This window comes from Citrobacter sp. wls706 (assembly GCF_005281305.1).
Taxonomy (GTDB): Bacteria; Pseudomonadota; Gammaproteobacteria; order Enterobacterales; family Enterobacteriaceae; genus Citrobacter; species Citrobacter werkmanii.
Window position 1 is genome coordinate 216,723 of sequence record NZ_SZXG01000031.1, and the last position, 14,001, is coordinate 230,723.

Genomic DNA, 14,001 nt, shown 5'->3' on the forward strand with positions numbered 1-14,001 from the left:
CCGATCACAAATTTTAATTTTTCAGCGCTATGCTATGCTTTTATACAACGAGTCAATCGTTAACCTAAAAGCATAAGTGAGGAAAATAATGGGCATTCTTTCATGGGTAATTTTCGGTCTTATCGCGGGGATTTTGGCAAAATGGATTATGCCGGGTAAAGATGGCGGCGGATTCTTTATGACCATTATCTTAGGGGTTGTTGGTGCGGTGGTTGGCGGCTGGATCAGTACCTTCTTTGGCTTTGGTAAAGTTGATGGCTTCAACTTCGGTAGTTTCGTCGTAGCGGTTATCGGCGCGATCGTGGTGTTGTTTATCTACAGAAAGATCAAAAGCTAACTATATATACAGAGATGAAAGGCCACTGAAGTGTGGCCTTTTTATTGGTTACCACCAGCCTAGTTCCGTACCCAGAACCACGATGATAGCCACGCAAATCATAATGAGCGTTGTTTTTTTCATCGTTATGCACCCGGCGCAGCGTAGCCGCCAACAAAAAACCAGGATAAGAAAACGACAGCGGAAATAAAAATGATGACGGGGAAAATAATACCGAGTCGCATAGGATTATCTGCCAGAGTTATTTAAAGACGAGCCAGCATAGCAGGGCTTAATGTACGACAAAAGTGGTTTTATCCTGCCGCTTTTTATCTTTGTACATGGCGCTGTCTGCCAAGTGGAGCGCGCAGTTTACATCGGTCTCATGCGGATCAATTTCCACCACGCCCAGACTGGCTCCAGGATAAAACAGATGGACGCTGCCCAAGTGATAGTCGCCACAAATTCGCTGTTGCAGCTGATTTTTCACCTTTTGCAGACGCTCGCATCGATCGCTTTCACTTTCCGGCGACAGGCTAACGACTAAAAATTCGTCACCGCCTAGTCGACCAAGGATATCATTGTCGCCGCATTCGTGGAGCAGACGCTGTCCTATCTGGATCAGGAACTGGTCGCCAACCTCATGACCAAAACGGTCATTAATCAGTTTAAAATCATCCAAATCAATATAGGCAACGACGACCTTCTGCTGGAGATGTCGGGCAAGCGAAAATAGGGTTTCAACATTTTCAAAAATCGAGCGCCGGTTCGGTAACCCGGTCAGCGCATCGGTGTAGGAATGAGCAATCAGCGCGGCGTTGGCTTCGCGTAACTGAGCGACCAGCGACTCTTTTTGAATAGACTGGGCGATCAGTCCTGCAAACAGATGCAGCACCTGTTCACCTCGCTCGCTCAATGCCTGCTGGCGGCGACTGGTGGCGCAGAGCGTACCGTAAAACGTTCCATCCGGAAGATGAACAGGCGTGCTCAGAAACGTGGTGATTTCCAGCGCGCGGGCTGCGCTGCATTCCGGCCAGCGTGCGGGCACGTTGTCGCTGTACAGGCAGTTATCCTCGATGGCGCGTTTGCATAGCGTCTCATCCCACGGGACGGATAGCCCTTCCGGGATCTGCATTTGTTTGCTATTGCGCGCGTACAAAATATGCTGCAGGCGAGCATCTAAATCGACTTTGGTTAAATAGGTTGATTCCATCTCTGTCACCACCTCCAGCATCTCCAGAAGTTGCCGAACCAGACTCTCAACAGACTGCTCCGTGGCTAAGGATTGTGAGACTCTGGCGAGGATCATGTCCGACATGAGGTGTAAATACTCCTGAGTAATGACAAGGCTGGCGTTGTCCGCATGATAGAACATCAAGGTGTAAGATGAAACAAGCTATCCAGCTCAGAATGTAAACATAAAATGGATAGTTAGCAGGAAAACATGGAGATAGATGGAAAGTCGGGGTAACCTGCCAAAATAAGATTTTTAACAGGAGTAGATATGAAACTGGCGTTTGTTGTTTTGCCCGGCATGCTGGTGCTGGCAGGGTGTAGTAGCCCGCAACCAGAAGCGCCAATGCCACCGAAAATTGGCATGGCGAATCCGGCATCGGTGTATTGCGAACAAAAGGGCGGCTCGCTGATTGCGATACAGACTCCGCAAGGGGTAAGGTCTGACTGCAAACTCCCCGGAGGGGAAACGATCGATGAATGGGAACTCTGGCGTAGAGACCATCCGGCAGCGGGGAAGTGATCTGCTGTTAGTATTGACGTAGCCATTCAGCCAGTACCAGCGCGTGGTTTTGCTGAGTATTCTTCGCCGCATACAGTAGCGTTAAGGTTTGCTGCCGGGCAATCTCTGCGAGACGCTTTCCTTCCTGCTGCTGTTGGGCCAGTTCGGTACGGTACTGCTGAGAGAAGTGCGCAAAATCAATCAGTTCTGCGTGAAATGCTTTACGTAAATCTGATGACGGCGTCAGCGCTTTATTCCATTCATTGAAAGCAAGATCAGTCTTTTTTATCCCACGTGGCCACAACCGGTCGACCAGGACGCGATAACCATCGCTTGCTTCTGCCGGGTCATACACGCGTTTACACTGAATATTCATCTCTTCATCCGCTCTGTTAAGCTGCCGCTTTGCTATTTAGCATCATTTTTATTACGGTTAAATAAGATCCTAAAACGTGACCATTATAGCATTTTGCCAGCCTGGACTCCCAATTTAAGGGATTGTGATACCGATGAAAAGTCGGTAGGCTGAGGCTCCTTATGTTGTCCCTCATTGTCTGGACATAAGGAAACCTTAATGGACATTTCCCCGATAAAAGATACGCTTCGCATTGCGCTGGTGGGCGATTACAACCCCGATATTGTGGCGCACCAGGCTATTCCCCTTGCTATTGATGATGCTGCTGCCGTGCTGGAGTTGGTGGCTGATTATGACTGGCTAACCACTTCTGATATCAATAGCAGCGAAGATCTGATTGGCTACGATGCCATCTGGGTCGTGCCAGGCAGCCCCTATCGACACCCAGAAGGTGCGCTGATTGCGATACGCTACGCACGCGAAAACAGCATTCCATTTTTAGGCACCTGTGGTGGTTTCCAACACGCCATACTGGAGTATGCCCGTAACGTGCTGGGCTGGAGCGATGCCGCGCATGCCGAAACGGATACCACTGGGCGAATGGTGATCGCGCCGTTGACCTGCTCGTTGGTAGAAAAAACGGATGATATTGAGCTCCGGGCCAATACGCTGATTGCGAAAGCCTATGGACGCGATGCTATCTCTGAGGGGTATCACTGCAACTATGGTGTGTCGGACGCTTTTGCTGCCGAGCTTGAGAGCGGCGATCTCCGGGTGACCGGTTGGGATGATGCCGGAGATATTCGCGCCATTGAACTGGTAACGCATCCTTTTTTTGTTGGCACACTCTTTCAGCATGAACGTGGCGCGCTGGCGGGTAAACCCGTGCCGTTAGTCCAGGCGATGCTCCGCGCCGCGCGGGGATAAAATGTAGGGCAGGAGGTTAGCTAACCTGCCCGCTACATTATGCGTTCGCGATCTCCCGATCGCGCCCTGCGCACAGACCAAACACGGCCATCAGCACCGCTAACCCGGCGACACCCGCTAATGGAATCAGCCAGCTACCGTTGAGGTCGTGAATTTTACCCATCAACGGTGGCCCGCAGGCGGCCAGTAAATACCCGACAGACTGCGCCATTCCGGACAACGCCGCGGCCTGATGTGCAGAGCTTGCGCGCAGGCCAATGAAGGTCAAGCCGAGGATCATGGTCGCACCTGAGCCAAAGCCAAACAGAATGGTCCACAGCAAAGCCTGGTCGGGCATTATGGCGAATCCCGCCGCGCCAACGGCGCACATTACCGAAACCAGGGCGGCGATGGCTCGCTGATCCTTGAATCTGTTCAGGACGAGGGGAATCAATAACCCTGGCGCGGCGGTCGCCAGTTGCAGTAAACCGTGCAATGAACCGGCCTGCGCCTCGCTGTAACCGTGGCTGATTAAAATGGCGGGCAACCAGCCGATGATCACGTAATAGATAAGTGAGTTGATTCCCAGAAACAGGGTCACCTGCCAGGCGAGGCTGGAGCGCCAGATTGCACGGGAATGTAATGCGCGTGAGTTACTCAGGCTGGCATTGGTCGTCTGACGGCATTGGGGTAACCAGATAACCAGCGCCAGCAGCGGAAAAACCATCAACACCATCAGTGCGCCGCGCCAGCCAAATCCATTTAACGCCAGCGGAACAACCATGGCTGAACCCAGCGCCGCCGCTGCGCCCATGGTCAGCGAGTATGCGCCAGTCAGTTTTGCCACATGCTGGGCATAATCACGCTTTATCAGCCCTGGCAACAGGACATTGCCCAGGGCGATTCCGCACCCGATGATAGCGGTACCGATAAACAGCAATCCCGGTGAGGGCAGCGAGCGTATCGTAATACCGGCGCAAATCAGCAGCATAGCGGCAAACAGGCTGCGTTCGATGCCCCAGCGGCGCGCAACGGCTGCGGCCAGAGGGGATACCAGCGCGAAGGCCAGCAGCGGAAGGGTGGTCAACAGTCCCGTTTGGGCGGTACTCAGACCGTAGTCGGCACGAATTGCATCTAATAGCGGGGCGGCACCGGTAAAGGTAACGCGCAGCGTGGTGGCAATCATCAGGATACCCGCGATCAGCAAAGCAGCGTTTTTACCGCGGGAGGAAGGCGTATTTATCATTTTTTTCTCATCTTGTCAGGCGAGGCGATACCTTAGCGTTTTTACGCCATGAGTGAATCAAGCTAAAATGACAGTTTATCGCTAAAATCGGACATTCTTATGTTGGGACTAAGATTGGATGGGTATGAACCTGACCTTCACCATGATGCCGCGGTGGCGTTCTGCATTCAGGCCCGGGAAGATGAACTCTTTAGTCCGCTGCATCAGCATCGTAAGGGGCAGTTGATTCTGGCTTTGCATGGCGCGATTACCTGCGAGGTCGAAAATGCCATGTGGATGGTGCCTCCCCAATATGCGGTATGGATCCCTGGTGAAATTCCGCACAGTAACCATGTAACCGTAGGCGCACAATTGTGCTTCTTGTTTATTGAACCTCATGCCGTCGTGATGCCTGAGCGCTGTTGTACGCTAAAGATATCTCCCTTGTGTCGGGAGCTTATTCTGGCGCTGGCGTCGAAAACGGACGGCCAGCGGCTGGAACCGTCAACTCAGCGACTGACGCAGGTGTTGTTTGATGAACTCCCGCAGCAGCCGCAGGAGCAACTGCAGTTGCCGGTTTCCGATCATCCGAAAATCCGCAGAATGGTCGCGACGATGGCGCGAGAGCCCGCCCAATGGCAGACGCTGGGGCAGTGGGCCAGCGTATTTGCGATGAGTGAGCGCAACCTTGCTCGGCTGGTCGTCAAAGAAACGGGATTGAGCTTTCGCCGCTGGCGTCATCAGCTGCAGTTGATTCTGGCGCTGCAGGCGCTGATCGATGGTCATAACGTGCAGCAGGTCGCGCAAATGCTCGGTTATGATTCAACCACCGCATTTATCACGATGTTCAAAAAAGGCCTGGGGCAGACTCCAGGCCGTTATCTGAGCTGACTTGCTACTGCTTCCCAACAATCAATGAGACCAGACCTGCCGCAATAAGCGGCCCCACCGGCACGCCGCGAAACAGCGCCACGCCCAGCACCGTACCGACCAGTAAACCGGCAACAAGCTGGGGCTGGCTGCCCATCAACGTGACGCCGCGCCCGCCAAGCCAGGAGACAACCACGCCGACGGCAATCGCGACCAGGGATTTCCAGTTTACAAAGGAGTGAATGAGCGTGGAGGGCGGTAGCGTTCCGCTGGCGATCGGGGCCATTACGCCGATAGTCAGAATAATAATCCCGACGGTCAGGCCCTGTTTTTCAATCCACGGAAAGAACGTATTCAGAGGGGTTACACGGACGATGATCAGCACCAGAATTGAAACAGCGACAGTGGTGTTGTGGCTGACAAAGCCCAGAGCTGCCAGTCCGAGGAGGATCAGCAGAGTGACATCAAACATCGTAGTTTCCTTGCCAAAAGAAAAAATAAGCCTGCTTACTGTACGCGTAAACGCGTGACGGAACAGGCTTTATTTAATGATAATGATTTTTTTTGAGCTAATGCACTATGTGACGTTTTTTACTGCTAACTCGGCTGTGATTGAACGCGGCGGAACGGAATTAATTCCGGTTGTGCAATTCGCAGGTAATCAGCAGTATCCATGATCACGGATTTCTCCAGCATTCCGGCATTAAACGCAATTTCATTAAAACGTTCAAACAGCAGCGGATCGGCGACCAGTTTGAGATTCGGATGAAAACTAAACGGTGGGATGGCGCCAAATACGCAACCTGTCAGTTCATCGACTTCCGCCGGGCTGGCGAGCGATGCTCGCAACCCGCCGATATGACCGGCCAACAGGCTCAGGTCGGCCTGCTGGTCAGCAGAGAGAATCGCCAGTACATGCTGATTAACGCCGTTACCCTTTACTTTACAGACCAACGCTTTTGCGCCCTGACCCAGTGCAGTACCGCGAATTTCAGAGACCGCTTCACATTTGCCGACGGCTTCATGGCTAACCACACGATACGTCGCGCCCTGTTCTGATAACAGCGAAATTAAACGCTGATGCGTTGCGTTACCTTTGTTCACTTCCGTCATGACTTGCTCCTGGTACAACAATAAAAATCCTGGCTGAAAAATGATTACGCATCGGCGCGTTTTTTCTGTTTGTTCAGATAGAGTTGGGCATCCGATGCTTTGTAAGCATCATCAATGGTGTCGTTTGGCTGCATATTATAAATCCCGACAGAGAAGCTGATTGATATATCTTGCGCAATAATTTGTAAGTTGTAGCGAATCCGTTCCAGCATGCTGTGCGTTAATTCACTGGGATGATCGATAAGGATGATGCAAAATTCATCCCCGCCAAGGCGGATGGCATAGTCGCTTTTTCGAATAGAGCTCTGAATGGCCTTGGCCAGAAGGGTGATAATGCGATCGCCTTCCTTATGCCCCAATGTGTCATTAATAACTTTTAGCTTATCGCAATCAATGGCGATAAAGGTCACGAGGGTTCCCGTGTTGACCAACTGCTGCAAACGTTGTTCGAGCATCGGCGTCAAAATTTTACGGTTATAGAGTCCGGTCATCGCATCGCTGATATTTTCCCGTGTGACGTTGTGATACAAGCGAAAATGAGTTCTGACCATATTCAGCAGCAGTATCGTTGCCAGGAGATAGAAGACGAATATTTTCCACGATGAGACGATAAAGTACATAAAATCAAGAGATAAGGTGACGCGTATGCCACCAGGGATGTCCTTCTCGTAGTGAACGTAGCGGAATAGATTGGTCTCACTTTGGTGAACGTGGATCTCTTTACCTGAGCTGATATCAGAGAGCGTCACGTTAAGATAGCGCCAGACCAGAGGACGATCGCTGGTATAGAAAATATTCTTTAAATTTTCTTTGTTGATATCCACCATCACCACGCCTTTTAGCTTACCGGCATAGTAGACCGGGGTTAAAAAGCTCATCACCTTTTTCTCGGTCAGGTTATCCTCATAAATGCTGGAAATCACCGTGCGACCCGTGAAAATACCGTCAATATCATTCTGATCGATGCCCAGCGAGCCTTTTTGCAAAAATGTCCAGTTGTGTATCGCAAATTTCCGTGAGTCGATCAGATTATAAAAATAGACGTAGTTATTCTTGAGATCGACGTAGTAGCGAAATTTATACTCCAGCGTTCCTAATCCCTGACCGTAATCTTTTTGCAGGCGATTGACGTTCACCGCCCGGTCAAAAGAGGGTAGCAGGAATACGTCTTCGAGTTGCCCGCTACATTTGGTTGAGGTGGTCTGCAGCGTACCGTGTAATGGCAGGTAATTATGCGTTGTGAGATTGAGCCCATGTGTACCGTTAACGCTATCGAAAGCATCGCAGAACGCTTTTTGTTGTTCGACCGATGCGGGTTCCTTAGGGGATGAAAAGGTGCGCATCAGATGGGCTGCAATACTCTGATTGGTGTACTTATCATAGAGAAAGGAGGAGTCGGCTTTCTCATTGATATAGCGCATATAGGCATTCATTGCCTTATCGCTGGCAATGAGTTCATAAACCAAAAAAGAAGATGTCAAAACAATAACGCTGACTGAGATAAAGAGCCTGAGCGCTTTATGATGCAACTTCATAATGAATTACAGCCCATAGGTTAGAGATGCGATTTTACCACATGCTCCACATTCGCTCTAACGAAGCGGCGGGATAAACCATTGCAAAATGTCACGATCATGATACAGGGTAATGTAATCAGCCGAAGCCGAAGCCTCGGCTGAAAGTGGTCGCTTAATTATTGCTGGTGGTACTTTGCTTATGAAACAGTTCGCGGAATACCGGATAAATGTCATCCTGATCGCGGATATGCTGCATCGCAAAGTTTTCAAAGGTTGATTGCAGATGTTCGTATTCACGCCACAAAGTCTGGTGCGCGCGGCGGGTAATTTCGATATAGCTGTAATATCGCACTACCGGCAGCAGTTTTTTCGCCAGAATCTCATGACACAACGGTGAGTCATCCGCCCAGTTATCACCATCCGACGCCTGTGCGGCATAGATATTCCACTGGGCAGGGTCGTAGCGCTCTTTCACCACTTCATCCATTAACTTCAGCGCGCTGGAGACAATGGTTCCCCCGGTTTCCTGAGAGTAGAAGAACTCATGCTCATCTACCTCTTTCGCCTGGGTGTGGTGGCGAATATAAACCACTTCCACGTTCTTATAGGTGCGGCTTAAGAACAGATACAGCAGAATATAAAAACGCTTTGCCATATCTTTGGTCGACTGATCCATCGAACCGGAGACGTCCATCAGACAGAACATCACCGCCTGACTGGAAGGATCGGGCCGTTTTTCATAATTCTTGTAGCGTAAGTCAAAGGTGTCGATAAATGGCACACGTTCGATTTTTGCCCGTAGTTCGGCAATTTCTTTGCGTAACCGTTCTTCTTCCAACAACTGAGCGGGTTCACTTTTTGTGATGGTCTCCAGATCCGCTTCGAGCGCATGCAGTTCGCGACGCTTACCTGCCGTCATTGCCGTGCGGCGCGCCAGTGAATTTTGCAGGGAGCGCACCACGCTGATGTTGGCCGGCACACCGTTAGAGGTAAAACCAGCCCGATGCGTTTTGTACTCCGTAAGCTGACGTTGCTGATTCTGTTTAAGATTTGGCAGAGCTAAATCTTCGAAAAGCAGATCGAGATATTCATCTTTAGAAATCTGGAAGACGAATTCATCCTGACCCTCGCCATCCTGACTCGCCTGGCCTTGTCCGCTTCCCGAACCGCCGCCTCCGCCCTGTGGACGTTCAATACGGTCATTCTGCACAAAATGGTCGTTACCCGGATGCACGCGATGGCGCAGACCACCGCGCCCCTGATGGAACATCGGTTCGCTAATATCATCGGTAGGAATAGAGACAGATTCGCCGCTATCCACATCAGTCACCGAACGCTTGTTAATGGCCTCGGAGATCGACTGTTTAATTTGCGATTTATAACGGCGTAAGAAGCGCTGGCGGTTTACCGTGCTCTTGTTTTTGCCGTTAAGACGCCGGTCAATAAACCAGGTCATAAGCCCCCCGTACTGCATTTGCCAACTTACGCTTCATCCTTCAAGTTGTCTCCGCGTTGGCTGCATTCGCTCACCCAGTCACGTACTTATGTACGCTCCTGGGAATTCACTCATTTGCCGCCTTGATACCTCTTGAATGATTTCGCGTACAGAAGAAATATAGGCCCGGTAAACGGATAAGTTGTCCGGGCCATTTATGCTCTTAAGACGATTTACGTACGCGCAAATACCATTCGCACAGTAAACGTACCTGCTTACGCGTGTAGCCTTTTTCCATCATACGGTCGACAAAATCGTCGTGCTTTTTCTGCTCGTCAGTCGAGGTTTTGGCGTTGAACGAAATAACCGGCAGCAGCTCCTCGGTATTAGAGAACATTTTCTTCTCAATCACCGTGCGCAGTTTTTCGTAACTGGTCCAATTTGGATTGCGACCGCTGTTATTCGCTCTGGCGCGCAGAACAAAGTTGACGATCTCATTACGGAAGTCTTTCGGGTTACTGATACCCGCTGGCTTCTCAATTTTCTCCAGCTCTGCGTTCAGCGACTCGCGATCGAACAGTTGACCGGTATCCGGGTCACGATACTCCTGATCCTGAATCCAGAAATCCGCGTAGGTGACATAACGGTCGAATATGTTCTGTCCGTATTCGGAATAGGATTCGAGATAAGCCGTCTGAATCTCTTTGCCAATAAATTCAGCATATTTAGGGATCAGATAGCCTTTCAGGAACTCAAGATAACGTTCTGCCATTTCCTGCGGGAACTGCTCACGCTCGATTTGTTGTTCCAGGACGTAGAACAGATGCACCGGGTTTGCCGCGACTTCGGCATGATCAAAGTTAAAGACGCGAGAGAGGATCTTAAACGCGAAACGCGTGGACAGACCGTTCATACCCTCATCGACCCCGGCGTAATCCCGATACTCCTGATAGGATTTCGCTTTTGGATCGGTATCTTTCAGACTTTCGCCATCGTAAACGCGCATCTTCGAGTAAATGCTCGAGTTCTCTGGTTCTTTCAGGCGAGAAAGAATGGTGAAGCGAGAGAGCGTTTCCAGCGTGCCAGGTGCGCAAGGCGCATGGGTCAGCTCACTGTGGTTAAGCAATTTCTCGTAGATTTTGATCTCTTCGGAGATCCGCAGGCAATAAGGCACTTTGACAATGTAAACACGGTCAAGGAACGCCTCATTGTTTTTGTTATTGCGGAACGTCACCCATTCGGACTCGTTCGAGTGGGCAAGAATAATTCCGTTAAACGGCAGGGCAGAGATACCTTCTGTCCCGTTGTAGTTTCCTTCCTGGGTGGCGGTCAGCAGAGGATGCAGCACTTTAATCGGTGCTTTAAACATCTCTACGAACTCCATAATCCCCTGGTTAGCGCGGCACAACGCACCCGAGTAACCGTAGGCATCAGGATCGTTCTGAGCATGGTGTTCGAGTTTACGAATATCCACTTTCCCGACCAGCGCAGAGATATCCTGGTTGTTTTCATCACCAGGTTCCGTTTTGGCGATAGCGATCTGCTCCAGAATAGACGGCCAGACTTTGACGACGCGGAATTTCGTGATGTCCCCGCCAAACTCGTGCAGACGTTTCGCCGCCCATGGCGACATGATCGTCCCGAGATAGCGACGCGGGATCCCATACTCTTTTTCCAGGATCTGCGCGTCTTCCTGTGGATTAAACAAGCACAACGGATGATCGTTAACCGGGCTACGTTCGCCATTGGCGCTCAGGACATAAATCGGAACTCTCTGCATCAGCGACTTGAGTCGTTCAGCGAGAGATGATTTCCCCCCTCCCACAGGCCCCAACAGATACAAAATCTGTTTCTTCTCTTCCAGACCTTGAGCTGCATGTTTCAAATAAGAAACAATCTGCTCAATGGCGTCTTCCATGCCGTAAAACTCTTCGAAAGCGGGATAGCGTGCAATTACCCGATTCGAAAAGAGTCGAGAAAGACGAGGTTCGTGGGCAGTGTCAACCATGACAGGTTCACCAATAGCCATTAATAGCCGCTCTGCCGCGTTGGCATAAGCACTGCGATCTTGCCGACAAGTGGTAAGAAACTCCTGCAGCGTGAACTCTTCGTCCTTGGCAGCTTCATAACGCTGGCGATAGTGATCGAATATATTCATGGTATGCCGTCCTTTCGTTTTTTAGCACATGTTAAGAGCCGTTCATATGAATAGTAGAGGCCCCTGAAGAGGTAAACTGAACGACGTCGCTGCTGAAGAAATAAGCAACTCTCATGCCATTTTGATGGTCAGGAGATCAACGTATTCGGTGATACACCTTCTAAAATTAAGCGTAGATGGCATTTGCAAAACTTGCATGGATGCGCAAATGAATTTCAACGGCATATCAATAACTCATCAGCAAAAAAAGCACACCTTATGTAAAGAAATGGGGCAGATTTCATGCAGTGTTCACTGTCCTGCAAGCAAAATGTCATCACTCATTGAGAAATTAGGGGGTTACATTCCTGGACTAATACGTAAAATAGTTGGGCTGAAGCGTATTGGCGATTACACTTTGACCGCTACACATTTGAATAAGGAATTATGGATTGTGACCAAACTCAAACTTCTGGCACTTGGCGTCCTTGCCGCAACCGCAGTTAGCACCGCACAGGCGGAAAGCCAGTGGACTGTTGGTGCAGGTGTCGGCGTGATTAACAGCCCGTACAAACAGTATGACCGCGATGTTTATCCCGTTCCGGTTGTCACCTATGAAGGCGATAACGTCTGGTTCCACGGTCTGGGTGGCGGCTACTATCTGTGGAATGACGCGGCAGATAAGCTCTCCATCATGGCATACTATGATCCGACCCACTTCAAGCCGGGTGACAGCGACAGCCATGCTTTGCGCCAACTCGACAAGCGTAAAAGCAGCCTGATGGCTGGCCTCTCGTATGTACATAACACCCAGTATGGTTTCCTGCGTACCGCTCTGGCGGGTGATACCCTGGATAACAGCAACGGCTTTATCTGGGATCTGGCATGGCTCTACCGTTACACTAACGGTGCGCTGACTTTGACGCCGGGTATCGGTGTGCAGTACAGCAGCGAAAACTACAACGACTATTATTATGGCGTGTCCAATCACGAGTCTCGCCGCAGTGGTCTGAAAAGCTACAGCGCTGACGATGGATGGGATCCATACCTGGAGTTGACCGCGAGCTATAACTTCCTTGGCAACTGGAACGTATACGGCACTGGCCGTTATGTGCGTTTGAGTGATGAAGTGAAGGATAGCCCGATGGTCGATAAGTCCTGGTCTGGCATCTTCTCGGTAGGTGTGACCTACAAGTTCTGATGCTACTGCGTGTCATACACAAGCCTGCAGACATGCAGGCTTTTTTATGTTTTGTGGGGATGAATATTGATCTAAAACATGAGATTGCATCTTTATAGTGGTTTTGCGTTTCGCCTGGCCGCAACGATTATTTAACCTGATAGCTCTTTCGCCGTTACGAAAAATAAACCTCTCATTTTATTAGCCTGGTATCTATTCTTTTTTGCATGAGGTAATATCGCCATGCCTTAATGATTTATTGTTATGGGCTGTCGTTTTCTGGATTCATAATTTATTGATAATACAGGGGTTTGTTGTATCGCGATGCGCGGGGTATTTATTCTCAACTGGCATAAAGATAACTGATAACTATTTTGGCTTGTTTTGAATGTTAACTTTCAGGTGAAAAAAATAAAAATTAATCATTTGTTTTTATTTTACATCCTTTAGGTATTTGTCTGAAAAAATTAAAATTGACATTAAATATCCTATTGCCGATATTCATTAAACTTTAAAAGTAGTGATAGCAACTCTCGTGGTAAGGCCTTAAATATGCCACGAGGATATCTTGAGTAAAAACCTGGTAAAAATAATGAAAAAGTTAATCATGATAGCTGTGATGGGCGGGATCCTGGCTGGATGCACCAGCGAGGCTTCACGCATGAGTGCATGCGAAAACAAAGGGATCAGCCGCGATGCCTGCTACATCGCCGAACAAAACCGTCAGGCGACAATCAATGCCGCGGCTGAAAAACAGGCCCTGGAAAACGCGCAAAATCTGTATAGCTCTGATGGCACCCATTCCGACCATCACCACAAACACGATAAATACTAAGGTTTAACTCATGAAGAAATTGATTATTATCGCTGCGCTGGTGGCTTCATCTGCTGCGCCTGCTTATGCTATCAGCGAAGCATATCGTCAGCAATTACAGCATGAACACAAAACTCAGGTCAGCGACGCTAATGCCCCGGTGCACGCCAGCAAAACCACATCCGTGCATGTGAATAAGCTGGGCGTGGACTTTAAACGTGGCGCTGATGGTATTGCATATATTAATGGCAACCCTGCGGCAAATGATGAAAATAATGCCGATGCACAAACTTACAGTGCGGGTTTGATTTCCGTCATTGTCTATAAAAACGGAAAAATTAACGCCATGAAAGAGGGCAAATATTTAGGTCGGTTGAAATAAGCGCTGGCTAGTGAAA

At 49.6% G+C, this 14,001-nt stretch carries 16 protein-coding genes and 1 pseudogene; 7 read left to right on the top strand and 10 right to left on the bottom strand.

The window, feature by feature from the left end; genetic code table 11:
- Nucleotides 1-88: 88 nt before the first annotated feature.
- Entirely contained in the window at nt 89-337 is a 249-nt protein-coding gene (locus tag FDW92_RS11635) for a GlsB/YeaQ/YmgE family stress response membrane protein (RefSeq protein ID WP_042308928.1), read from the top strand.
- Nucleotides 338-385: 48 nt separating this feature from the next.
- Here FDW92_RS11635 and yoaJ read toward each other — a convergent pair whose 3' ends face one another.
- Genes yoaJ through FDW92_RS11650 form a run of 3 tightly spaced genes read right to left on the bottom strand, consistent with a single transcriptional unit; the run spans nt 386 to nt 1,634 of the window.
- Nucleotides 386-460 carry a protein YoaJ gene (yoaJ, locus tag FDW92_RS11640; RefSeq protein ID WP_137349652.1) on the bottom strand — a complete coding sequence of 25 codons (75 nt, stop codon included), beginning with the start codon at nt 458-460 and terminating at the stop codon, nt 386-388.
- 2 nt (nt 461-462) lie between these two features.
- Complete coding sequence (locus FDW92_RS11645; protein WP_038640017.1) at nt 463-561, bottom strand: YoaK family small membrane protein; 99 nt, start codon at nt 559-561, stop codon at nt 463-465.
- 47 nt (nt 562-608) lie between these two features.
- Entirely contained in the window at nt 609-1,634 is a 1,026-nt protein-coding gene (locus tag FDW92_RS11650) for a sensor domain-containing diguanylate cyclase (protein ID WP_042308927.1), read from the bottom strand.
- Nucleotides 1,635-1,820: 186 nt separating this feature from the next.
- Between FDW92_RS11650 and FDW92_RS11655 the strand changes: the two genes are divergently transcribed.
- Entirely contained in the window at nt 1,821-2,072 is a 252-nt protein-coding gene (locus tag FDW92_RS11655; protein ID WP_042308925.1) for a DUF333 domain-containing protein, read from the top strand.
- A 7-nt stretch (nt 2,073-2,079) separates the two neighbouring features.
- On the opposite strand, the gene FDW92_RS11660 is transcribed toward FDW92_RS11655, so the two are convergent.
- Nucleotides 2,080-2,427: a DUF488 domain-containing protein gene (locus tag FDW92_RS11660; protein WP_042308923.1), complete on the bottom strand. Its 348-nt coding sequence runs from the start codon at nt 2,425-2,427 to the stop codon at nt 2,080-2,082.
- 198 nt (nt 2,428-2,625) lie between these two features.
- Here FDW92_RS11660 and FDW92_RS11665 point away from each other — a divergent pair, with 198 nt between their 5' ends.
- Entirely contained in the window at nt 2,626-3,333 is a 708-nt protein-coding gene (locus FDW92_RS11665; protein WP_042308921.1) for a CTP synthase, read from the top strand.
- A 37-nt stretch (nt 3,334-3,370) separates the two neighbouring features.
- Here the strand turns inward: FDW92_RS11665 and FDW92_RS11670 are convergent, their stop codons facing one another.
- Complete coding sequence (locus FDW92_RS11670) at nt 3,371-4,558, bottom strand: CynX/NimT family MFS transporter (RefSeq protein ID WP_042308919.1); 1,188 nt, start codon at nt 4,556-4,558, stop codon at nt 3,371-3,373.
- Nucleotides 4,559-4,657: 99 nt separating this feature from the next.
- Between FDW92_RS11670 and FDW92_RS11675 the strand changes: the two are divergent.
- Nucleotides 4,658-5,456: pseudogene (locus FDW92_RS11675) on the top strand (helix-turn-helix transcriptional regulator).
- On the opposite strand, the gene FDW92_RS11680 reads toward FDW92_RS11675, so the two are convergent.
- The 5 genes from FDW92_RS11680 to yeaG all read right to left on the bottom strand — a co-directional run bounded on the left by FDW92_RS11680 (nt 5,433) and on the right by yeaG (nt 11,630).
- A complete protein-coding gene (locus FDW92_RS11680; RefSeq protein ID WP_042308914.1) occupies nt 5,433-5,879 on the bottom strand; it encodes a DUF441 domain-containing protein in 447 nt (148 codons plus the stop codon). The pseudogene FDW92_RS11675 and the gene FDW92_RS11680 overlap by 24 nt on opposite strands.
- Nucleotides 5,880-6,004: 125 nt before the next feature.
- A complete protein-coding gene (locus FDW92_RS11685; protein ID WP_042308911.1) occupies nt 6,005-6,520 on the bottom strand; it encodes a YbaK/prolyl-tRNA synthetase associated domain-containing protein in 516 nt (171 codons plus the stop codon).
- 44 nt (nt 6,521-6,564) lie between these two features.
- Nucleotides 6,565-8,055, bottom strand: coding sequence for a diguanylate cyclase DgcJ (dgcJ, locus tag FDW92_RS11690; protein ID WP_042308909.1), 1,491 nt, complete (start codon nt 8,053-8,055; stop codon nt 6,565-6,567).
- Between the two features lie 154 nt (nt 8,056-8,209).
- Entirely contained in the window at nt 8,210-9,493 is a 1,284-nt protein-coding gene (locus FDW92_RS11695) for a YeaH/YhbH family protein (RefSeq protein WP_042308907.1), read from the bottom strand.
- Between the two features lie 202 nt (nt 9,494-9,695).
- Nucleotides 9,696-11,630, bottom strand: a complete 1,935-nt coding sequence (gene yeaG / locus FDW92_RS11700) for a protein kinase YeaG (RefSeq protein ID WP_042308906.1) — start codon at nt 11,628-11,630, stop codon at nt 9,696-9,698.
- 433 nt (nt 11,631-12,063) lie between these two features.
- Here yeaG and FDW92_RS11705 point away from each other — a divergent pair, with 433 nt between their 5' ends.
- The 3 genes from FDW92_RS11705 (at nt 12,064) to FDW92_RS11715 (ending at nt 13,985) form a co-directional block, all read left to right on the top strand.
- On the top strand, nt 12,064-12,810 hold the full coding sequence (locus FDW92_RS11705; protein ID WP_042308904.1) for a MipA/OmpV family protein: 747 nt from the start codon (nt 12,064-12,066) through the stop codon (nt 12,808-12,810).
- Between the two features lie 571 nt (nt 12,811-13,381).
- Nucleotides 13,382-13,624, top strand: coding sequence for a hypothetical protein (locus tag FDW92_RS11710; protein ID WP_042308901.1), 243 nt, complete (start codon nt 13,382-13,384; stop codon nt 13,622-13,624).
- Between the two features lie 10 nt (nt 13,625-13,634).
- Entirely contained in the window at nt 13,635-13,985 is a 351-nt protein-coding gene (locus FDW92_RS11715; protein ID WP_042308899.1) for a hypothetical protein, read from the top strand.
- The last annotated feature ends 16 nt before the right edge of the window (nt 13,986-14,001 follow it).